At 35.6% G+C, this 20,766-nt stretch carries 19 protein-coding genes and 1 tRNA gene; 16 read left to right on the top strand and 4 right to left on the bottom strand.

All coding sequences use genetic code 11. The features are described 5' to 3' along the window. The first annotated feature begins 7 nt into the window (after window positions 1-7). The 5 genes from ODR02_RS15990 (at window position 8) to ODR02_RS15975 (ending at window position 5,907) form a co-directional block, all read left to right on the top strand. Window positions 8-3,691, top strand: a complete 3,684-nt coding sequence (locus tag ODR02_RS15990) for a DUF6443 domain-containing protein (protein ID WP_309512763.1) — start codon at window positions 8-10, stop codon at window positions 3,689-3,691. Next, on the top strand, window positions 3,688-4,101 hold the full coding sequence (locus ODR02_RS15985; protein WP_209787440.1) for a hypothetical protein: 414 nt from the start codon (window positions 3,688-3,690) through the stop codon (window positions 4,099-4,101). Before ODR02_RS15990 ends, ODR02_RS15985 begins: the two co-directional genes overlap by 4 nt. 18 nt (window positions 4,102-4,119) lie before the next feature. Next, window positions 4,120-4,518, top strand: a complete 399-nt coding sequence (locus ODR02_RS15980; protein ID WP_309512762.1) for a hypothetical protein — start codon at window positions 4,120-4,122, stop codon at window positions 4,516-4,518. Window positions 4,519-4,772: 254 nt separating this feature from the next. Next, on the top strand, window positions 4,773-4,886 hold the full coding sequence (locus ODR02_RS23600; RefSeq protein WP_442879488.1) for a hypothetical protein: 114 nt from the start codon (window positions 4,773-4,775) through the stop codon (window positions 4,884-4,886). A 592-nt stretch (window positions 4,887-5,478) separates the two neighbouring features. Beyond that, window positions 5,479-5,907, top strand: coding sequence for a hypothetical protein (locus ODR02_RS15975; RefSeq protein ID WP_209787445.1), 429 nt, complete (start codon window positions 5,479-5,481; stop codon window positions 5,905-5,907). 175 nt (window positions 5,908-6,082) lie between these two features. Here the strand turns inward: ODR02_RS15975 and ODR02_RS15970 are convergent. Then, a tRNA-Gln gene (locus ODR02_RS15970) sits at window positions 6,083-6,153 on the bottom strand. A 374-nt stretch (window positions 6,154-6,527) separates the two neighbouring features. Here ODR02_RS15970 and der point away from each other — a divergent pair. After that, window positions 6,528-7,838 (top strand): ribosome biogenesis GTPase Der, encoded by a 1,311-nt coding sequence (der, locus tag ODR02_RS15965; RefSeq protein ID WP_209787447.1) that lies wholly within the window; start codon window positions 6,528-6,530, stop codon window positions 7,836-7,838. A gap of 163 nt (window positions 7,839-8,001) precedes the next feature. Beyond that, on the top strand, window positions 8,002-8,652 hold the full coding sequence (upp, locus tag ODR02_RS15960; RefSeq protein WP_209787449.1) for a uracil phosphoribosyltransferase: 651 nt from the start codon (window positions 8,002-8,004) through the stop codon (window positions 8,650-8,652). 1 nt (window position 8,653) lies between these two features. Here the strand turns inward: upp and ODR02_RS15955 are convergent, their stop codons facing one another. From ODR02_RS15955 to ODR02_RS15945, 3 genes are all read right to left on the bottom strand, one after another. Then, a complete protein-coding gene (locus ODR02_RS15955) occupies window positions 8,654-9,340 on the bottom strand; it encodes an alpha/beta fold hydrolase (RefSeq protein ID WP_309512761.1) in 687 nt (228 codons plus the stop codon). A 190-nt stretch (window positions 9,341-9,530) separates the two neighbouring features. Further along, on the bottom strand, window positions 9,531-10,184 hold the full coding sequence (locus tag ODR02_RS15950) for a ComF family protein (RefSeq protein ID WP_209787453.1): 654 nt from the start codon (window positions 10,182-10,184) through the stop codon (window positions 9,531-9,533). A 172-nt stretch (window positions 10,185-10,356) separates the two neighbouring features. Beyond that, window positions 10,357-11,835 (bottom strand): helix-turn-helix domain-containing protein, encoded by a 1,479-nt coding sequence (locus ODR02_RS15945; RefSeq protein WP_209787455.1) that lies wholly within the window; start codon window positions 11,833-11,835, stop codon window positions 10,357-10,359. A gap of 126 nt (window positions 11,836-11,961) precedes the next feature. On the opposite strand from ODR02_RS15945, the gene aceB reads away from it, so the two are divergent. From aceB to ODR02_RS15900, 9 genes are all read left to right on the top strand, one after another. Beyond that, window positions 11,962-13,536, top strand: coding sequence for a malate synthase A (aceB, locus tag ODR02_RS15940; protein ID WP_309512760.1), 1,575 nt, complete (start codon window positions 11,962-11,964; stop codon window positions 13,534-13,536). Window positions 13,537-13,648: 112 nt separating this feature from the next. After that, complete coding sequence (gene aceA, locus ODR02_RS15935) at window positions 13,649-14,929, top strand: isocitrate lyase (RefSeq protein WP_309512759.1); 1,281 nt, start codon at window positions 13,649-13,651, stop codon at window positions 14,927-14,929. A 179-nt stretch (window positions 14,930-15,108) separates the two neighbouring features. After that, window positions 15,109-15,678 carry an OmpH family outer membrane protein gene (locus ODR02_RS15930; RefSeq protein ID WP_209787461.1) on the top strand — a complete coding sequence of 190 codons (570 nt, stop codon included), beginning with the start codon at window positions 15,109-15,111 and terminating at the stop codon, window positions 15,676-15,678. 129 nt (window positions 15,679-15,807) lie between these two features. Next, window positions 15,808-16,194 carry an acyl-CoA thioesterase gene (locus ODR02_RS15925; RefSeq protein ID WP_209787463.1) on the top strand — a complete coding sequence of 129 codons (387 nt, stop codon included), beginning with the start codon at window positions 15,808-15,810 and terminating at the stop codon, window positions 16,192-16,194. A 32-nt stretch (window positions 16,195-16,226) separates the two neighbouring features. Beyond that, a complete protein-coding gene (locus ODR02_RS15920) occupies window positions 16,227-17,393 on the top strand; it encodes a hypothetical protein (RefSeq protein WP_309512758.1) in 1,167 nt (388 codons plus the stop codon). 32 nt (window positions 17,394-17,425) lie between these two features. After that, on the top strand, window positions 17,426-17,806 hold the full coding sequence (locus ODR02_RS15915; protein ID WP_309512757.1) for a hypothetical protein: 381 nt from the start codon (window positions 17,426-17,428) through the stop codon (window positions 17,804-17,806). Between the two features lie 79 nt (window positions 17,807-17,885). Continuing rightward, window positions 17,886-19,328: a serine hydrolase gene (locus ODR02_RS15910; RefSeq protein WP_309512756.1), complete on the top strand. Its 1,443-nt coding sequence runs from the start codon at window positions 17,886-17,888 to the stop codon at window positions 19,326-19,328. A gap of 72 nt (window positions 19,329-19,400) precedes the next feature. Further along, window positions 19,401-19,847 (top strand): 6-pyruvoyl trahydropterin synthase family protein, encoded by a 447-nt coding sequence (locus tag ODR02_RS15905; protein WP_047097353.1) that lies wholly within the window; start codon window positions 19,401-19,403, stop codon window positions 19,845-19,847. 23 nt (window positions 19,848-19,870) lie between these two features. After that, complete coding sequence (locus ODR02_RS15900) at window positions 19,871-20,641, top strand: UDP-2,3-diacylglucosamine diphosphatase (protein ID WP_309512755.1); 771 nt, start codon at window positions 19,871-19,873, stop codon at window positions 20,639-20,641. Window positions 20,642-20,766: the final 125 nt, after the last annotated feature.

Below are 20,766 nucleotides of genomic sequence, written 5' to 3'. Positions count from 1 at the left end.
TAACAGTATGAAAAATATTATATTGTCATTCTCTCTTTTTCTCTCTGTTCTGGGCAAGGCGCAAAGTTTAACGCAGAGTGAGAACTATATTTACAGCAGAACTTATATGGAAGCTGTTACCTCAGAACAGGCTGGTGCTGCCCAGATCCAGACTGTACAGTATATGGACGGATTGGGAAGGCCTATTCAGAATATTGCGATAAAGGGATCTCCGTCAGCAAAAGACATTGTAGTTCCTATTGCATATGATTCTTCAGGAAGACAAACTAAATCTTATCTCCCTTTACCCGCAGATTCACAGAATGGAGCTTATTTACCAGCAACGAATGGAAATACTGTAAACACTTATTATGGCGTTCCCAATGCCTATTCGGAAGCAGCTTATGAAAAATCTCCATTGGGAAGACCGGAGAAACAGGCAATGCCTGGAACAGAATGGCAGATAAGTGGAACACACGTTCAAAAAATGGAATACGCACTCAATACCGATGGGCAAGTTAAGAGATTTCGGGCTGTAACAGTTTGGAATCCATTAACAGGTATCTATGATGTTTCTTTATCATCGGGAACAGATGATGCCTATACTTCTGGAGGATATTATAAGGCAGGCACCTTATTTAAGACCGTTTCTAAAGATGAGGATGGGAACGAAACACAAATATTTACCAACTCACAAGGAAAGAAAATGCTGAGCCGTCAGGTCAATACTACTGTAGATGGTTTACAGGAGAATCTTGATACGTACTATGTATATAATGAGACTGGAAATATAGCATTTATAATTCCTCCTAAGGCAGCCGTATTTAATACTACAGCGCAAATTCAGGCAGTATTGAATACGTTATGTTACCAATACAAATATGACCAATACAATAGGCTTGCTGAGAAAAAAGTGCCGGGGAAGGACTGGGAATATTTTGTATTTGATAAACAGAACAGACAAGTACTTGGACAGGATGGAAATTTAAGAACCACTACGAACAATTTTGGACAAAAGGGCTGGATGTTCACAAAATATGATGCTTTTGGAAGGTCTTTATACTATGGTTTCTTTCCTTCCACTGCTTCAAGATCTGATATTCAGGTGGCATTGAATAATATCTCAGTTAATGTACTTAATAATGAAAAGCCCAGCAGTTCATCATTTAATCAGAATAATCTTAACATATACTATACTCAGGAAGCTTTTCCTACCGGAAGCTTGACCGTTTTAGGGGTTAATTATTATGATGAGTATCCTTTGGGGGTGCCTGATAGGCCTCAACAAATACAAGGAACCAACACCCTTGCTCCTGCACCATTGTCCATTACTGTCAATGGTTTATCATCTGTAAGAAGTACTAAAATGCTTCCTACAGTATCTATCACAAGAAATATCGAAAATGAAAAATGGACCTCATCGGTACTGTGGTATGATACTTTGGGAAGGTTGATCGGGACCTATAAAGTCAATCATCTGGGTGGTTTTACTCGTACAGAAGCTTTACTGGATTTTTCAGGGAAAACAAAAGAGTCCTATACTTTCCATTCAAAAAATACATCTAATACTGAAATTACGGTAAAAGACAGATTTGAATATAGTCCTCAGAATTTCCTGCTGAAGCATTATCAGCAGATTGGATCCAACCAAGAAGAACTTCTTTCTGACTATACCTATAATGATTTAGGACAGATAACTAATAAGAAGACAGGAAGTACACTTCAGAGCATTGATTATACTTATAATATCCATGGATGGCTTACCGGAATTAATGGTTCCGATATCAACAGCATGGGAAGTAAGTTATTTGCCTACAGAGTAAAATATAATACTGTAGAGGGAGTAGAAATGCCTAACAACTCTTTTAGCCACCATAGAGTGAAACCGAAATACAACGGAAGTATTGTAGAAACCGATTGGAAAACAGCTTCCGGTGCCAATGAGTCATTAAGAAGATATGGTTATGTGTATGACGGAGCATCAAGATTATTGGCAGGATTCTTCCAAGCCGCAACCAATCCTTATTCTAAAGAATATAGTGAGGTTATAGGTTATGATACGGGTGGAAATATCATTTCAATGAATAGAACGGGAAGTGCAGTCAATGGAACAGCTGAGGTGATGGATGACCTTACTTATAATTATCTAAGTGGTGGAAACCAACTGGAATATGTGGCAGAGTCAGGAAAAGGAAATGCCTTAAGTGGGTATCCACTTGCCCGCGGAAAAGGAGCAGTAATGAGGTATGACGCCAATGGAAACCTTATACAGCATCTGGATAAGAAACTGGAAAAAATTTCTTATAATTTTCTGAACCTTCCTTCAATAATTCCTTTTACAACCCAGACAGAAACGCTGAAATATGTTTATTCTTCTGATGGTACGAAAGTACAAATGACCAAAGATGCGGAAGTAACAGATTATCTGGGAAGCTTTCAGTACACTGCCAACAGCTCTACAGGCGCACAGACTTCATTTGTTCTGGCTAATGAGGAAGGATACTATGATTTTGTGAACAGCAGATATGTGTACCAGTATAAAGACCATTTGGGAAATATAAGATTGTCTTATACTAAAGGTAATGTTGGACAGCCTGTAATTCTGGAGGAAAATAATTATTATCCTTTTGGATTAAAACATGCCGGTTACAACACAGGAGATACAAGTAATAATAAATTTAAATATCTTTACAATGGTAAAGAATTACAAGGTACCGGGAATCTGGATTATGGCTGGAGACAGTACATGCCGGATCTGGGAAGATGGAATGGTATAGATCAGCTGGCAGAAAGCTATCATTCTACCAGCCCTTATGCCTATGTGATGAATAATGCTATTAATATGTTTGATCCTGATGGCAGGTACTCAACAGACGAAATCGTAGCGGCTATGTGGAATGCAACTCCAGAAGGTACAAACTCTTATTGGTTCAGTGATGGCGGAGGATTTACCAGCTATCAGGACGGACCTACAGGTAGTGGTGGCACTGGTCTTGCCTATAATTCTACGGTAGGGTATGATGGTACTTTTACAATGGGTAACTGGGAAAATGTTATCCCAGTTACTATAAATGCTCATGGAAATAGATTTACATGGAATGATTCTGAAAATTATGGTTACAACAGTTATCTTATGATGAGTAAGCTCACTGGTGCACTTGGGGAATGGAATTTTCAACAAAATAGAGCTTTTTATTATAGTGAAGTTGCAAGAACAGGAGCGGATAAAGTAGAACGAAATTTCTATTTAATGTTTGGAGGTGCTTTAGCCGCACCATTTGTGGGGTCCTATATTGCTACACTTGGAGGAGAAACAGCAGCTAGTTATCTGCAAGGGGCTTTAATAAGAGGAGTTGCAGATATGACGTTACAAAAAACTATAAAAGGGAGTATTGACTGGAAACAAACTGGTATTAATGCATTTATAGGAGGTGGGCAAGGTTTTGGAGCTATCAAAGTGAATTGGCTAAATTACGGAGGTAATATGCTTAATAACTTTGGTACTTCATATTATGATGGTGGGAAAAAAGGATTTATGAAAGATATTGAGGTAAATAGCGCAAAAGCATTAACTGGTATTTTTGGAATGGGAGTGGGAAATTATAATGGTTTGACAAATGGCTACCTTAGTGGTTACTTTGGTACAACTGTTTTACCCGGAATTTACTTTAATACAACAGATGTTATTATAGAAAATAAAATAAAAAAATGAACAAGATAGTCAGTAAGAACTTCCATTTTATTCTAATTTTCATCGTCATAGTCGTGATTGGTTATTGGTACTTTAGCTCAGTGAATGGTCTTAAAAATGTATCAAATAGACAAAAATACACTTCAGCATTAGTAGTAAGTGATTGGCATCACAAAAACACTAATGGAATAGGTGTGGATTATGAATATTTTGTAAATAATATAAAATATACTAATACAATAAATTTAGATTTAAAAAGGGGACAAAGGTATCTTTTAGTTTTTGATTCAATAGAACCTGTAAATAATGTTATTTTAGATATTTATCCGATATACAATACTTCCTCAATTCCCTTAAATGGATGGAAAATTAATGAATTACCTATAAAGGTTGATAGCACAAAAATTAATGATATAATTCTGGAAAAATAATAAACACTTATTAATAAAATGAAATATAAATTAAATATAATAAGTAAGAAAAGTTTATTTGTGATAATTTTGCTTGTATCTTTATCAATATATGCCCAACAAATAAATGAGTATAAATTTCTGACAAAAGGGCAATATGACAGCAAAATATATGAAAAGTTAGAAAGAAAGGATGGGAATAAAGTTTATGTATGGCACAAAATAGAAGAAACCATAAAGAATAATCCGGGAATAGCATTTACTGAGTTTTATGTACAGATCAATTGTACTACAAAAATGAGTGTATTAAAAAGCTCTATTACTCATTGGAGAGATGGTACTGTTCAAAAGTTTGATGATTCTTCAAATAAGGAGGTTCCAATAACAGACCTCACATCTTTTCTTGGGCTTTCATATAAGAATCGTTGTGTGAAATAACAATAATTTAGATAATGTCCTATATATATTTTAACGGGGTAATCTTAAACGTATTGATGATGAAATAGAGTGTTGATTTTCAATGCTCTATTTTTTTTAATGCGAACAAAAATAATGGATGTGTGTATGAGAAAAAGTAGAAATTAGACTGTTTAAAATATCGAAAATCATATTAGGCGTTTGAAATGTACCTGAGTAACTTCTTTTGAAGGAATAAGATGTAACTCACTTAAGGATGAGAGTGGTGGTACCTTATAAAGGATGATTATAATGATGATATTAAGACGTTAAAAATGGTCCATTTTTATCATATTGCTTTTACTCAGCCTGATATTTTAAAATATTTAACAATATCCCGCCGGATATAAATTCCTTATGAAAGAGGGCCTGTGGATTCCGCCATAGAGCAGAATTGGTCAATTCAGTTTTTGAAGAAGGATTAAAGCAATTGGAAATGAGTAGCTCTGCACAAAAACTCATAAAAAAAGTATTTCTGCATAACTATCAGAAGTTTATAAAAGCCCCACAGGATGAAAGAAAGAAGATATCCGATGAAATTGATAGGTTGAATTCAAAGGTTTCTCTGGCAAGAAATAAACTGCTTTTCGAAGTAATACCGATGAAGAATATCTTGAAATGAAAAAGAATATAAAGAGCAGATTGAAGAACAAGAAACACAATTAAATGATAAGCCGGAAGAGAACAAAATTAATATACCAAAGCTACTGGAAAAGGCATTAGAAACTCTTACAAATATTGAGGAAAACATGCTTATCATTATAATGAAACATTCTTCTTTACTGAAGGTAATCATAGGATTAATGCTGCAATTCAATATAAAATACAAACAGGAAGCTACAAGTATTTAGACATTTTAATGGAACATTCTACACGAGATACTAGTAATCCACTTAGATATGTACCGAAAACATATAAATTTCCAGTAAAACCAACTAGATAATGAATGAAATATTATTAATAAACTTAAAAGAATTGAAATTTTTAAAAAATAAAAATGAGTATGTTTTTTTAAACTTTGCTTATGGAGATGCATTAATGATTACCTCTTTTTATGACAAAATTAGAAAGAAAGAACGTAATAATTTAATCCGACTTTTTAATCAGTTAACTAATATTGAGCTTCGAACTGATGATATTTTAGGTAAACTACATATTGATATACTTAAAATCCTTGTGGATCAGAAAAAAGATACTATTATAATTACTAATATTGGATTTCCTTCCGAGTCAATCAGTTTTTTAATAGATAATTTTAATAAAGTATTTTCTAATTTAAATACTTTAAAAAACAAAAAAGTTATTATTGTAGAGTGCGAACTAAACAATCCTGAAAATGATAAATATTTCGAAGAGTATTTTAATGAATAATATTAAAATTTGTTATTTAGAGTGCATCCAAAAGTTTAGATAAAATGAAAATAAGGAAAGGCAGCATGTATGGCTGCCTTTTTTATTAATTTCAATATAAATAACAAAAGATGATTTGCCGTTCATTTCAGATTTAGATCTAAAAAAGAAAACCACCCTTAAAAAGGATGGTTTGTAGACCCACAGGGATTCGAACCCCGACTGACGGTACCAAAAACCGGAGTGCTACCGTTACACTATAGGTCTGTTTCTATGTTGCGAAATTATAGAATTTATTTTAAATATGAAAATCAAAATTAAAGATTAGTTAACATAATGAGAGTGCAAATCCCTTTACTTGTTGATATACAAATAATTATTTTTCAATAAAAATTTAAAAATAATCTGCTTTTATAAGGAGAATAGTGGCATTCCAGATATTTTCTGTTCAGTTTTAAAGTGAATGACTCTTATGAATTCTCCGATGAATAGAGCGTCCCAGCCTCCTTCTTCCGGCTTCCATCCTTGAAGTGCTGTTAAATAATAAAACCTTATCTTTGCAAAAAATTGGGCTCCAAAAGTTGGAGTAACCCATTAATAACATATCCTGAGCAAAGCAAAAGGATTATTAAACATTTTTTATGTCAAATATTGTCGCAATCGTTGGACGTCCCAACGTAGGAAAATCCACGCTTTTTAATCGTTTATTAGAAAGAAGAGAAGCTATTGTAGATTCTACAGCTGGTGTTACCAGAGACCGTCATTACGGAAAATCCGACTGGAATGGAGTAGACTTTACAGTAATTGATACCGGAGGTTATGATGTAGGTACAGATGATATCTTTGAAGAGGAAATCCGTAAGCAGGTACAATTGGCAGTGGATGAAGCAACTTCTATCATCTTCATGATGAATGTGGAAGAAGGACTTACTGATACAGACTACGAAATCTACAGACTTCTTAGAAGATCCAACAAGCCGATTTATATCGTTATCAACAAGGTAGATTCTGCAAAAGAAGAGCTTCCTGCAACTGAATTCTATCAGTTAGGAATTGATAAATATTACACACTTTCTTCAGCTACAGGTTCCGGGACAGGAGATTTGTTAGATGATATCATTAAAGATTTTCCCACTACAGAATATAAAGATCCTTTTGAAGGGCTTCCAAAAATCACTATCGCGGGCCGTCCAAACGTAGGAAAATCTACGATGACCAATGCTTTATTGGATGTTGAAAGAAATATCGTTACTGATATTGCGGGAACTACCAGAGACAGTATCCAGACTTTATATAATAAATTCGGACATGAGTTTGTATTGGTAGATACTGCAGGGATGAGAAGAAAGTCTAAGGTAAACGAAGACCTTGAGTTCTATTCTGTAATGAGATCTATCCGTTCTATTGAATATTCTGACGTGGTAATCATTATGGTAGATGCTACCCAGGGATGGGAATCTCAGGATATGAATATCTTCGGTTTAGCTCAGAAAAACAGAAAAGGAATTGTGATCCTTGTGAATAAATGGGATTTGATCGAAGACAAGCAGACCAATACGATGCGTGATTTCGAAAGATCAATCAAAGATAAAATTGGTCAGTTCCAGGATATTCCAATCTTATTCGTTTCAGCATTAACGAAGCAGAGAATCTTAAAAGCGGTAGAATTAGCCATGGAGGTTTACGAAGACCGTAAGAAGAAAATTAAAACTTCAAAACTAAATGAAGTAATGCTTCCGATCTTTGAACAGACACCGCCACCGGCACTAAAAGGAAAATACATTAAAATCAAATATTGTGTACAGCTTCCTACACCGTCACCACAGTTTGTATTCTTCTGTAACCTTCCACAATATGTGAAAGAACCTTATAAAAGATTTACTGAAAACCAGTTGAGAAAACAATTCGGGTTTACCGGAGTTCCAATTGAAGTGTATTTCAGACAAAAATAATGAGAACAAGTGTTCATCAGAAACTCCGGCAAGCAAAGCTTGCCGGAGTTTTTTATTGAATTAGAGCAGATTTTCTCCTCAAGCCCAAACTTTCAATTCGTTTTTTAGTTGTAATTTTGCAGCAATTAATATCAATTAACTGAAATTAAAAAAATAAATTTTCATGCTTACTATTTTATCGCAACACTTTTCTCTTGTCAATGAATGGATCAACGAACTTAGAAACGTTGACATTCAACATGACCGAATGAGATTCAGAAGAAATATGGAAAGAATCGGGGAGATTGCCGCTTTTGAAATCAGTAAAGGACTGGAGTACAGAGAAGTTGAAATTCAAACTCCTTTAGATACAATAAAAAGCAGAGAAATTGCTGTACAACCCGTTATTACAACTATCTTGAGAGCCGGAGTTCCATTATTCGAAGGAATCCTGAACTATCTTGACAGAGCAGACTGTGGTTTTGTAGCAGCCTACAGAAAACACGATGCCAACGATTATTTCTCTATCAAACAGGATTATCTGACTTGTCCGAGCATCGAGGGAAGACCTCTGATTGTGGCAGATCCCATGTTGGCAACAGGAGCTTCTTTAATTGAAGCGATCAAAGACCTGCTAACCAATGGAAATCCGACCCAGCTTCATATTGTTGTAGCAATTGCATCAAAACAAGGGGTAGAGACCATTCAGAATGCATATCCTCAAGCGCATATCTGGGTAGGAGCAATGGATGAACACTTGACTTCAAAAGGGTATATCACTCCAGGATTAGGAGATGCCGGAGACTTGAGCTACGGAGAAAAACTTCAGAGATAACTTAAGAAAGATTCCAGAAATCTTTTATTAAATTCAATAATAAATCAGGTCGTACTTTATCTATAGGATGCTTTGTGTCTGGGAGTACGGCCAATTTTGCATTGGGAAGACTTTTGTAAACCCTTGTGCTCTCTTCGATAGTTACCATGTTATCTTTATCTCCCACCATAATTTGAGTTGGAGTAGTAATCGTAGCAAGATTGTTTTCCAAAGGAGGATTTTTACCTAAATCAATCATTAAACCAGCAATAGCCGGAAGAAGCTGTTTCCATTTTGCTCCGTGCTGGGATTCTAAAAGTTGGGCATACTGCGGAATTTTTTCAAGAATAACATCTGGATTAAGCATCTTACTTTCTTTCAAAGACTGTTCCTCAGTCCAGTCGAACTTTGTCCCCAGTGTTATAATAGAATTTACATTTTCAGGATTTTCCATTGCGTAGCAAAGGGCAACATAGCCTCCCATACTATGTCCGAAGATTGATACATCTGTTAAGTTATTCACTCTACAGTATTCGGAGAGTTCTTGGGTGTATTTTTCAATGGTAATGCCATCTGCCGGAAGTTCCTGATCTCCATGTCCTGAAAACAAAGGAGTGTATACCGTAAAATATTGGGATAAAGTATTCAGATAAGGTTTGAAAATGTCGCTGTGACCTAAGGCTCCGTGCAGTAAAAGCAGATTTGGCATAGTGGTTTAGTTTCCGGAAAATTAGGAAAAAGAATTGAATGATGAAAATGGTTTGGGTAAGAGTGTGGGAGAGTTTTAGGGTTTTAGTGTTTGAGAATATTTTTGAACATAGCTCTGTACCTCATACTCTGAATTTTTCACCCTATATCTTTCCTTCTTGAACCTCGAACCTCGAACCTCGCATCCCACATTAAACATCCACAGCCATTACCAAAACACTCACTTTATTATTTCCTGCATTGAGAATCTCCCATGCTATAGACGAAACCGTATTTCCTGTAGTGAAAACATCGTCAATCAAAAGAATATGCTTTCCGGTAATAGGTTGAGTGATGGAGAATGTATGGACAGATTCCAGTCTGTGTTGTTTATCCTTTAAAGCCTGTGCTTTTGAATAATGATTTCTTTTAATGAGTTGATGATTAAAAGGAATGTTGTAAAATGAAGATAAAGTTTCTGTGAATAAATGAAGTTGATTATATCCGCGTTCCTTAAGTTTCCTGGGGTGAAGGGGCACGCTCACCAATAAATCAGGTTTTTCATCCTTGAATTCCAGGCGTTCGATAGTCCAGTCTGCAAGAATTTTTCCTGCCTTTTCCCTGCTTCTGTACTTTAGCTCATGAACAATCTGCCGGCTTAAGCCTTTCTCTTCAAACTGTATTAAAGCAAATGCGTTTTCAACCGGAAAAAATAAACTGCATTTTTCTTTGATCGGAGTGTTTTCGAAATAATCATAATGGGTAAAATGAATCTGGGTAAGGCAAAGATCACATATCAAAAGTTCAGGATCAATGATTCTGTTGCAATGGGTGCAACGGTTCGGAAACAATAAGTCTAATATCATAAGTGTGTTTTCACTAAGATAGGAAATAAAAGTCAATTAAGTCAATGGTGAATTTTACTTCGTAAGTGAATTGAAGGCGGAAAAGTTCATAAAAGAATACTTCATAACAGTATTAAAAATTCACAAGCAAAGCGAATTGACGATTTACCATTCACCATTCATTCTTCACCCTTTAATTCTCAAACCTCTTCCTGATCTTCTCCACAGAGCTTTTCATACTCAGGTTAAAATGTTCCTTTTCCAGCCTTACCGGAGGTGCTTGTCTTACTTCACAATCGGCAATACTGCATGATTCGCAGGTCACACCTACATTGATCGTTTTTAAAGAAGGAGACTTGATGAAACCTATTTTTTTGATCGTCTGAGTATTCAATAAAATCCCCAGACAATAACTTCTGTTGCTTCCATCCGAAAAAGGATTTCTCTGTGAGGTGGAAATAACCAGATAGCTTATTCCCTGATCTTTATAATGTGAGATCTGAGCATCTGTCAGGGTTTCATTTTCTTTTAAATCATCAAGGTTTTTCACGGCAATCCATCTCCTGCAATAATGTTCGTTCATTGCGTTGGCATGAGGAGCTTGCTGATGGTTCAGGTGGAGCTCTTTTAAAATCTGAATTTTATATGAATTTTTCTTTTTTACCAGACATAAGTAAAACAGATCTTTGATTCCCATTTCAGCCGAAAGAATATTGGTAAGCCGGTAATAAAAAGTTTCGGGAGAGCGGGTAAAGCTGTTGATAAGGTTCTCGAAATGGCTAGGTTCCCATGTGTTTTGCTGAAAGAACTCAGAAGTTTTTTCAATAACGGGTTGTTTTGAAATTAGCAGAGCTCCTGCGAAATAAGAAGCGTAAAAGTTATTCAGAATTTCTTCAAAACTGCCGAAATCAAGCCAGGAATAAGTGTTCGGGCGGGTTTTTAATTCCAGAACATTGAATCCAATTTCTTTTGCAAGGATAAAAGTTTTTTGATCCTTCTCTAGTTTTTGGTTCAAGAGCAATAGTTTTTTCTCCGGAATAAAAAGTGAACGGAGATTATCCAGCGTTCCGTATTTTTCAAAATCTTCAGATTGAATGGTATAACTGAACTTTTCTATAAGAATTTTTTCCAGCACTTCAGATTTTAAATTTTTTCCGATTTGTAACTGGTTTTCCAGGATAAATACCCTTACTTTTTCCTCAATTTCCGGGAAATAATTATCGTACAACTCCTGGAATGATCTTAATACCGCAAAATAAAACCTTTCCTTTCCCAAATTATAATTCTGGGAAATTTCAATCAGCGCATTGATAAAAGCAGTTACTTTTTTAGGAGCATCACTGATAATGCTGATCAGGTTGTTTTTATTGATCCCAAACAGTTCCAGTGGAACTTCTTTAAAGAAATCAGACTGCAGAATTTCATTGAAAGGAGCAAGACTTTTATCAAGCTTGGTGGAAACCAGATCATCAAAAGTACAACTCAAAGCATCAGAAAGCTGAATGATTTTATCATGCTTGGGATATTTTTTTCCGTTTTCAATCTCGTTGAGGTAAGATTTTGATAATCCTGTCTTTACAGCAAGATCCTGCAGAGACCAGTTTTTCTTTTGTCTCTGCTGTTTCAGTTTTAACCCAAAAACTGTTTTGATAAAGTCGCTTTCTGAATTCATTACTCAAATATAAATAAATAGATGCGATTATTCGCATAATAAATTTTAAATAAATTTAGCGAACGTTCGCTATTTGTGAAAATTTTTATTTATGTTTGTAACATCAAATCACAAAATCAATAAGTTATGGAAACTAAGACTCAATTAGAAATTAAGGCGCAGAAGCAGTTTGAGGAAATATTTACTCCTGATTTGGTAGATTTTCTGATTGCACTCCATCAGAACTTCAATCATAAAAGACTTGAACTTTTAGAAGAAAGAAAAAATATACAGGAGCATCTTGATGAAGGAAAACTTCCTGAATTCTTAAAAGAAACAGCAGAAATCCGAAACGGAAATTGGGTATGTGCTCCGCTTCCTGACGATATGCTGGACAGGAGAGTAGAAATTACCGGACCGGTGGACCGTAAGATGATTATCAATGCCCTGAATTCCGGAGCGTCTACATTTATGGCTGATTTTGAAGACAGCACTTCGCCGGTATGGGAAAACTGTATTCAGGGACAGATTAATCTTTCTGATGCGATTAACCGGACTATTGATTTTGTCAACGAAAAAGGAAAATCGTATACTCTTCATGAAAAAACTGCGGTTTTACAGGTTCGTCCACGCGGTCTTCATCTTCCGGAGAAACATATTGAAATCAGTGGGGAGAAAACTTCCGGTTCACTGATTGATTTTGGAATGTATTTTTTCAGAAATGTAACACCGCTTTTGGAAAAAGGAAGTGCCCCTTATTTTTATCTTCCAAAATTGGAACATTATAAAGAAGCACGCTGGTGGAATGAGGTTTTTGTTTTTGCCCAAAATTATCTGGGAATTCCGGAGGGAACTATTAAAGCCACTGTTTTAATCGAAACCATTACTGCCTCATTTCAGATTGATGAAATTTTATTTGAATTAAAAGAACACAGCGCAGGGCTGAACTGTGGCAGATGGGATTATATTTTCTCTTACATTAAAAAGTTCAGAAATCTTCCTGAATTTATTGTTCCGGACAGAGATCAGGTGACCATGAGTTCTCCTTTTATGAGTGCTTATTCAAAAAGAGTGATAGAAATATGTCATAAAAGAAATGTACATGCTATCGGTGGAATGGCCGCGCAGATTCCTGTAAAAGATAATGATGAAGCTAATAATGCTGCTTTTGAGAAAGTAAGAAATGATAAAGAACGGGAAGTGAAAAACGGTCATGACGGAACCTGGGTGGCACATCCGGTATTAGTGACTGTTGCTAAAGAAATTTTTGACCAATATATGCCTTCTAAAAATCAGATCGAGAAAAAATTTGAATACCATATAACGGAAAGCGATCTGTTGGAAATTCCCAAAGGAGAGATCACAGAGAAAGGCGTCCGAAAAAATATCAATGTAGGAATTCTTTACCTTGAAAGCTGGCTGATGGGAACGGGTGCTGCTGCCATTTATAATCTGATGGAAGATGCTGCTACTGCAGAGATTTCAAGAACCCAGATCTGGCAATGGCTAAAAAACGAAGCTGTACTGAGTGATGACAGAACATTAACCCGAAGTATGATTTTGCAGTGGGAAAAAGAAGAAATGGACAATATTGAAAAGTATGTGGGGGAATTTCGTTTCCAAAACGGGAAATTTAATCTTGCCAAAGAACTTTTCAATGAATTGATTTTTTCTGAAAAATTTGAAGAATTTCTGACCCTTAAAGCATATCCTTTTATTTAGGAAAAATGTTGGTTGCTGGTTTTATAGTTGCTGGTTGAAAACCAATTAACCATGGAATCAGAAACTAGTAACAAAATTAATCTAAAACCTAATCAAACAAAATCCAAATATTATGAAAACAAGACAAGAACAAATCCAGGCTATTGAACAAGATTGGCTGACAAATCCACGCTGGAATGGGGTGAAAAGACCTTATACAGCAGAAGAAGTTTTGAAACTTCGCGGATCTTATACCATAGATTACACAATTGCTACAGAAATGTCCAAAAAATTCTGGGATAAATTAAATACCCAGGATTATGTGGCAGGACTTGGCGCATTGACAGGCAATCAGGCGGTACAGGAGGTAGATGCCGGACTGGAAGCTATTTATCTTTCAGGCTGGCAGGTAGCTGCAGATGCTAACTTATCAGGTGAAATGTATCCCGATCAGTCATTGTATCCTGCCAATTCAGTGCCTTCTGTTGTGAAGAAAATAAATAATGCTTTATTGAGAGCAGATCAGGTACAGTCTGTGAGCGGAACAGGAAATAAAGAATATCTGGTACCCATTATTGCAGACGCAGAAGCAGGTTTTGGAGGAAACCTGAATGCTTTTGAACTGATGAAACAAATGATTGAAGCCGGTGCAGCAGCCGTTCATTTTGAAGATCAGCTTTCTTCCGCAAAAAAATGTGGACATCTTGGAGGAAAAGTATTAGTACCCACTCAGGAAGCTATAAATAAACTGATTGCTGCCCGTCTGGCTGCCGATGTACTGGGAGTTCCGAGCCTTATTATTGCAAGAACAGACGCGGATGCTGCAGATTTACTGACTTCTGATATTGATGACAGAGATAAGAAATTTGTAACAGGAGAAAGAACTTCCGAAGGATTTTATGTAGTGAAAAACGGAGTAGAACAGGGGATTGACAGAGGTTTATCCTATGCTCCGTATGCAGACCTGATCTGGATGGAAACCTCAAATCCTGATCTGGAGCAGGCGAGAAGATTTGCAGAAGGAATTCATGCAAAATTCCCTGGGAAAATGTTGGCTTACAACTGTTCTCCTTCATTTAACTGGGCTGCAAGGCTGAGCGTAGAAGAAATGTCTACTTTCCGTGAGGAACTGGCTAAAATGGGGTATAAATTTCAGTTTATTACGCTGGCAGGATTCCATGCGCTGAATACAGCTATGTTTGAACTGGCATTAGCATATAAAGAAAGAGGAATGGCGGGATATTCAGAGCTTCAGGAGCGTGAGTTTGCATTACAGCAGAAAGGATTCAGAGCAGTGAAGCATCAGTCTTTTGTAGGAACAGGGTATTTTGATGAAATACAGAATATTGTTACCAATGGCTCTTCAGCCACCGTAGCGATGAAAGATTCTACAGAAACCGCACAATTCCATTAGTCATTTTTTCCATATTTTTTTGATGTTAAACCTTCTCTGTTGTGGGGAGGTTTTTCTGTATTGATGGTGATTAAGTTCGGTTTTAAGTCTCATTCGGGTAATGAAATGATAAATGAAAAATCCCCATGATAAATAATGAAAATTTGAATTATATTTGAGGACGAAAAAAAATATTAAAAATGAATTTAATCAAAGTACTTTTTATTACATTAGGATTAACACTTACTGCAAATGCTGCGAAAGCCCAACAGAAGATTGGAAGCGTAAATACTGATGAAATTTTTGCAAGTTTACCCGAAGCAAAAACTATAGGTACCACTATTGATAATCTAACTAAAACCAAGCAGACTGAAATTGAAAAACTGATTACTGAATATCAGAACAAACTGAAAGCAGCAAAAGATAAAGAGAAAACTCTGAGTGAAGCTAATAAAGAAGCGGTGACTAAAGAACTTATCGCTGCACAAACAGAACTGCAAGGTATTGGTAAGAAAATAGAAGAGGCCAGAGCACAGGCAGGTAAAGATATTGCTGCTAAACAAAGTGAATTGCTGACTCCTCTACAGCAAAAAGTAAGATCTGCTATTTCCTCTGCTGCCAAAGAAAGAGGCCTGAATTATATATTTGATGTGGCATCACAGGAATCTAATAATCTTGTTTACAACGATGGAAGTGAGGATATCACTGCTCTTGTGAAAAGTAAATTAGGAGCTACAGCAGCGCCTGCAAAACCTGCGGGGAAAAAATAAGAATTTCATTATACTGAATATTGTAACGGAATCATAACGCATGATTCCGTTTTTTTATGCACAAAAGTGTAGAGCCGGATGAAGACAGTTCTGTTTTAAAATGATAAATTTGAGTAAACTTTCAGGAGAATGAACTTAATGTACGAAAAACAGATACGAGTAACAGAAGAACATATTGATCAGAATAACCACGTGAATAATGTACAGTATGTGCACTGGGTGGAAGAAGTAGCCGCTGAGCATTGGGATCTTTTAAAGTATAAAACCGAATATATCAACGATGCCTGGATGCTTCTGGATCATCATATTCAATATAAAAAGCAGGTTTATCTGAATGATATCATCACGGTAAGAACTTATCCCATGACTCCTGAGGGAGCCAGGCAGCCAAGGAAAGTTGAATTTTATTGCAATGATGAACTTGTGGTGGCCTCCAGTACACTCTGGATTTTGTTTGATCCTGAAACCAAGAAGATCAAACGTCTGGATCATGACTGGCTGGAAAAGTTTTTTTAGCAGTAAAACATTAATTCAAAAACTAAATACACATGAAATTCTTTTCTTCACTGGCTTTGCTATTGCTGAGCATAGCAAGTTATAGTCAGGAAAATCCCTACTGGTTTACCGATGATATTAAAAAAAAGGTGGCAGACTCCACTCAAAGTCAGTCATGGAGAAGCCAGATGACAGCAACGTATTATTCAATAAGCGGACAATATAAACCTGCACTAGAAAGTTGGGATATGACTTTTTTAAGGGTTAAAAAACTAAGTGTCACAGATAGCTTGAAGTTTACAAAATTAAATCCTGTTAAGGCAAAAGATTATATTTTGGAAAAAGCAGTCCATGAACAGATTGTTATCATTAATGAAGCTCATCACAATGCAAGCCACAGAAACTTTGCCTCTTCTTTACTTCAGGGTTTATATGAGAGAGGATATCGGTATTTAGGAATTGAAACATTGGCGAATGACTCTTTAAACAGCGAAAAGTTTGCAACCCTCAGCAGTGGATATTATTCCAAAGAACCGGAATTTGGGAATTTTATTTATAATGCTCTGAAAATTGGGTTTACCCTATTTCCATACGAGGCTGAAGGAAATAATAAAGAAAGGGAAATTGGAGAAGCACAAAATATCTTCAATTTTATGCAGAAAAATAAAGATGGAAAATATCTGATCTATTGCGGATATCAACATGCTTATGAAGGAATTCATAAATCATGGGAGAAAACAATGGCAGGAAGGCTTTCGGATTTAACAGGGATTAATCCGTTTACCATTGATCAGACTCAGTTTTCAGAAAAAAGCAATCTGAAGTATAATGAACCGCTTTTAAGATTGGTACGTAATACTGTTCCTGTTGTTTTAAAAGATGAAAACCAGGGAATATATAATGGTGAAGACAAAGATTTGTATACCGATATTAAAATCATTCATCCCGTCACACAATATAGTAAAGGCAGACCAGATTGGATGCTGAATAAAAACAGAAAATTTTATAAGATTCCGGTTTCTAAAGTTTCCAGCTATCCGGCTTTGGTGTTAGCATACAGAAAAGGAGAGTTTGAAAAAGAAGGAATTCCCGCTGATATCATTGAGATTAATACTTCCAAAGACAATCGTTTTTTAATTCTGGATAAAGGAATTTATGATATTGTGATTAAAGACAAAGAGTACAAAGTCATTAATAGATTTGAAAAAACGATAAAATAATGTTTGAAATAGCTTGGTAGAAAAAAGAGGTAATGAAAAGTAAGTTAAGAAAAATAACCATCAATGCAGTAGAATACTTGTATTCAGTTTCTGATCAATATCATTCCGAAACTAAAACTAATACTTTGACTGTAAAAGTTTTTTTTAAGGGACAAAAACAAACTCCTTTAATCATCAAATGTATGACTGTGGATGATTATATTATGGGACAGCCTTTAAAATCAGGGGTGAAGCTGATGAATAAAATCACGTGTTCAGAAGATGAGGTAAATCTCAATAAGCCACAATACATCAAACAGTTTATTTTATTGGGCTTACAAAAAGGATGGTCGGGCTTCAATTCAATGGAAATACAAAACGGATTTGATTATTTGAATGAATTAGGTTTTGAAACAGACAAGTTAAAACCATAAACCCCAGATAACTTTTTCCTAATGTAATATAATAAGAAACACAGTTGTTTTAATAAGGAAACATCAAACCAACATCTTTATGAAATCATCTGTTTTAACTCTATTATTTTCAAGTTTTTTCTTTACGGGTTACAGCCAGACAGCAGAACAGTCAAAAGCTATTGATAACTATATAAAAAAGGTTATTCAAATCAATGAAATACCGGGAATAGCGGTAGGAATCGTAACCGATAATAAAGTAACTTTTCAGAAATATTATGGAACAGAAACGCTGGAAAATGATAAAAAAGTAGATTCCCATTCCATGTTCAGGGTATATTCTACTACCAAACTGATGTCAAATATCGGCCTTTTTCAGCTTGTTGAACAAGGGAAAGTATCCCTGGAAGATAAAATTTCAAAATATATTGACAATGTACCAACAGACTGGCAAAATGTTCAGGTAAAAAATCTTGTTTCTCATTCTTCAGGACTGCCGGATTGGATTCGTTTCAGTGATATTTCCATAGATGCTCCCAATGCTGAAGTTATTGAGCGGTTATCAAAAGAAAAAATGGAATTTGAAACAGGAAGTGATTATAGATACAATCAGACAAATTACATGCTGATCGCCATGATTATTGAGAAAATAACGGGTGAGAAATTTGAAGACTATATCACAAAAAATCAGTTTTCAGACTCCCGACATCAAGTGGTATTCTCCTCTGATTCTATGGAGAAAATTCCGAACAGAATTGTAAAGTATATCTACAACAATGATACCCGTCACTATGATAAATCCACCTTTGTGGAAGGAAGAAGGGCTCACTCTGCCAATGGATTGGCAATTACGCTGCCTGCTTTTTTAGAATGGAGTATTCATCTTAGTAAGAATGATTTCCTGAAACCGTCCACGCAAGACCTGATGTGGAAACCTTTTGAATATAAAAATAAAGATATCAAATTTACCCACGGTTGGGATATGTCAACTTTTAATAACATAAAATCATATCATTTTTCTGGTGGAAATGTTAGTGCATACAGAATTTATCCGGACCAGAATATGTCTATTGTGTTGATGTCCAGTGGATATAAAACCTTTCCGGTTTTTTATACCATGGTGAACCAGATTGCAGGCATCATGGATAAACAGCTGCTGAACCCATATACGCTGGCAGAGGAATATACAAGAACCGAATCTTTTGTTCATCCCGGACGTAAAAAAGAAATTTACGGGTACCGAAAAGAAAAAGATATTGTTATTTTTTCCTATCAGTTTCCTGAAAAACAAAGCACAGAGCTGATCAGAAATATTTCAGTGGCAGGCTCCTTTAATGACTGGAATCCTGAGGATAAAGTATTTCAGATGAGTCTGAAAAAGAATAATACTTTTGAACTGTCAATCCCAACATCTAAGTTCGAAAAAGGAAAGACTTACCAGTTTAAATTTATAATGAATAAAAATAGTTGGCTTTCTGTACCTTCCAATGCAATGAATGTGGATGGATCTCAGGATAATAATTTAACGTTAAAAATTGATTAAAAAGAATAGGTAAAATCGTTGTAATAGAAACAGTCTCTTCTGTATTAAGCTGTTTTATCATATCTTTGTACTATGATACGTATTACAAAAATTTTTACATTCGAAACGGCTCACGTACTTTACAACTACGATGGGAAGTGTAAAAATATGCATGGACATTCTTATAAGCTGTTTGTAACAGTGAAAGGAAAACCGATCAATGATATTGAAAATCCTAAAAATGGAATGGTGGTAGATTTCGGAGATATTAAAAGTATCGTAAAGTCTGAAATCGTAGATGTATGGGACCATGCGGTTCTTGTTAATGCCCTGTCTCCTCACAAAGAATTAGGAGATGATCTTGAGCAGAAGGGACATAAAGTAATCTATTGCAGCTTCCAGCCAACGTGTGAAAACATGTTATATGCCATTGCTGCTAAAATCAAATCAAGACTTCCTGAAGGAATTTCTTTAGCTTATCTTAAGCTTCATGAGACAGAAAACTCTTATGGAGAATGGTTTGCAGAAGATAATCAATAATTTTATCCCACAAAACTCAGAAAGTGCTAAAAACAACAATTAATTTAGAACCTGGAAAAAAAGTATACTTTGCTTCGGATCAGCATTTTGGAGCTCCTACAACCAAGGAAAGTAAGGTGCGTGAGGAGAAATTCATACGCTGGATGGACGAGATCAAAGAAGATGCTCAGGTTTTATTTTTAATGGGTGATCTTTTTGATTTCTGGCATGAATGGAAGCATGTTATTCCAAAAGGGTACGTGCGCGTGCTTGGAAAAATTGCAGAATTGAAAGACCGGGGAATTCATATTTATTTCTTTGTCGGAAACCATGATCTTTGGATGAAAGATTATCTGGAAGAAGAGATTGGGTGCACGGTATTCTACCAGAAACAATATTTTGAAATGGGAGGGAAGCAGTTCCTGCTGGCTCATGGAGATGGATTAGGGCCTGGAGACAAAGGATATAAAAGAATGAAAAAACTATTCACAAACCCTGTGGCTCAATGGTTCTTCAAATGGCTTCATCCGGATATTGCAATGAAAATTGCTTTATATATGTCCCAAAAAAATAAAATGATCTCCGGAGAAGAAGACAAAGCATTCCTTGGAGAAGATAAAGAATTTCTGATTATTTATTCCAAAGAAAAGCTGAAAACGCAGAAGATTGATTACTTTATCTACGGACACAGGCATTTGCCAATGGTGCTGGATCTTGAACAGAATGCAAAATATATCAACCTTGGAGACTGGATTTCCTATTTCACTTATGGGGTTTTTGAAAAGGATTTTGAACTCAGGACTTTTGAAAAATAAAACAAAAAAAAATTACCCCTAAAAGAGGTAACTTTCGAACGGGTGGAAAACCCATTCCTGTTTTTAATCCATATTCCGTTTAGATAATTGCAATAAGTCTACCAAAATAGGTTTCATACATTAAA

Origin of the sequence: Chryseobacterium sp. CFS2, assembly GCF_036543225.1 — a bacterium.
Lineage (GTDB): Bacteria > Bacteroidota > Bacteroidia > Flavobacteriales > Weeksellaceae > Chryseobacterium > Chryseobacterium culicis_A.
The sequence above is the reverse complement of the archived record's forward strand: the minus strand, read 5'-3'. Positions and strand labels throughout refer to the sequence as shown.

Excerpts from the sequence above, each read along its gene's own strand:
- ODR02_RS15990 (WP_309512763.1), top strand. The coding sequence starts at position 8 with ATGAAAAATATTATATTGTCATTCTCTCTTTTTCTCTCTGTTCTGGGC.
- ODR02_RS15985 (WP_209787440.1), top strand. The coding sequence starts at position 3,688 with ATGAACAAGATAGTCAGTAAGAACTTCCATTTTATTCTAATTTTCATC.
- ODR02_RS15980 (WP_309512762.1), top strand. The coding sequence starts at position 4,120 with ATGAAATATAAATTAAATATAATAAGTAAGAAAAGTTTATTTGTGATA.
- ODR02_RS15975 (WP_209787445.1), top strand. The coding sequence starts at position 5,479 with ATGAATGAAATATTATTAATAAACTTAAAAGAATTGAAATTTTTAAAA.
- der (WP_209787447.1), top strand. The coding sequence starts at position 6,528 with ATGTCAAATATTGTCGCAATCGTTGGACGTCCCAACGTAGGAAAATCC.
- upp (WP_209787449.1), top strand. The coding sequence starts at position 8,002 with ATGCTTACTATTTTATCGCAACACTTTTCTCTTGTCAATGAATGGATC.
- ODR02_RS15955 (WP_309512761.1), bottom strand. The coding sequence starts at position 9,340 with ATGCCAAATCTGCTTTTACTGCACGGAGCCTTAGGTCACAGCGACATT.
- ODR02_RS15950 (WP_209787453.1), bottom strand. The coding sequence starts at position 10,184 with ATGATATTAGACTTATTGTTTCCGAACCGTTGCACCCATTGCAACAGA.
- ODR02_RS15945 (WP_209787455.1), bottom strand. The coding sequence starts at position 11,835 with ATGAATTCAGAAAGCGACTTTATCAAAACAGTTTTTGGGTTAAAACTG.
- aceB (WP_309512760.1), top strand. The coding sequence starts at position 11,962 with ATGGAAACTAAGACTCAATTAGAAATTAAGGCGCAGAAGCAGTTTGAG.
- aceA (WP_309512759.1), top strand. The coding sequence starts at position 13,649 with ATGAAAACAAGACAAGAACAAATCCAGGCTATTGAACAAGATTGGCTG.
- ODR02_RS15930 (WP_209787461.1), top strand. The coding sequence starts at position 15,109 with ATGAATTTAATCAAAGTACTTTTTATTACATTAGGATTAACACTTACT.
- ODR02_RS15925 (WP_209787463.1), top strand. The coding sequence starts at position 15,808 with ATGAACTTAATGTACGAAAAACAGATACGAGTAACAGAAGAACATATT.
- ODR02_RS15920 (WP_309512758.1), top strand. The coding sequence starts at position 16,227 with ATGAAATTCTTTTCTTCACTGGCTTTGCTATTGCTGAGCATAGCAAGT.
- ODR02_RS15915 (WP_309512757.1), top strand. The coding sequence starts at position 17,426 with ATGAAAAGTAAGTTAAGAAAAATAACCATCAATGCAGTAGAATACTTG.
- ODR02_RS15910 (WP_309512756.1), top strand. The coding sequence starts at position 17,886 with ATGAAATCATCTGTTTTAACTCTATTATTTTCAAGTTTTTTCTTTACG.
- ODR02_RS15905 (WP_047097353.1), top strand. The coding sequence starts at position 19,401 with ATGATACGTATTACAAAAATTTTTACATTCGAAACGGCTCACGTACTT.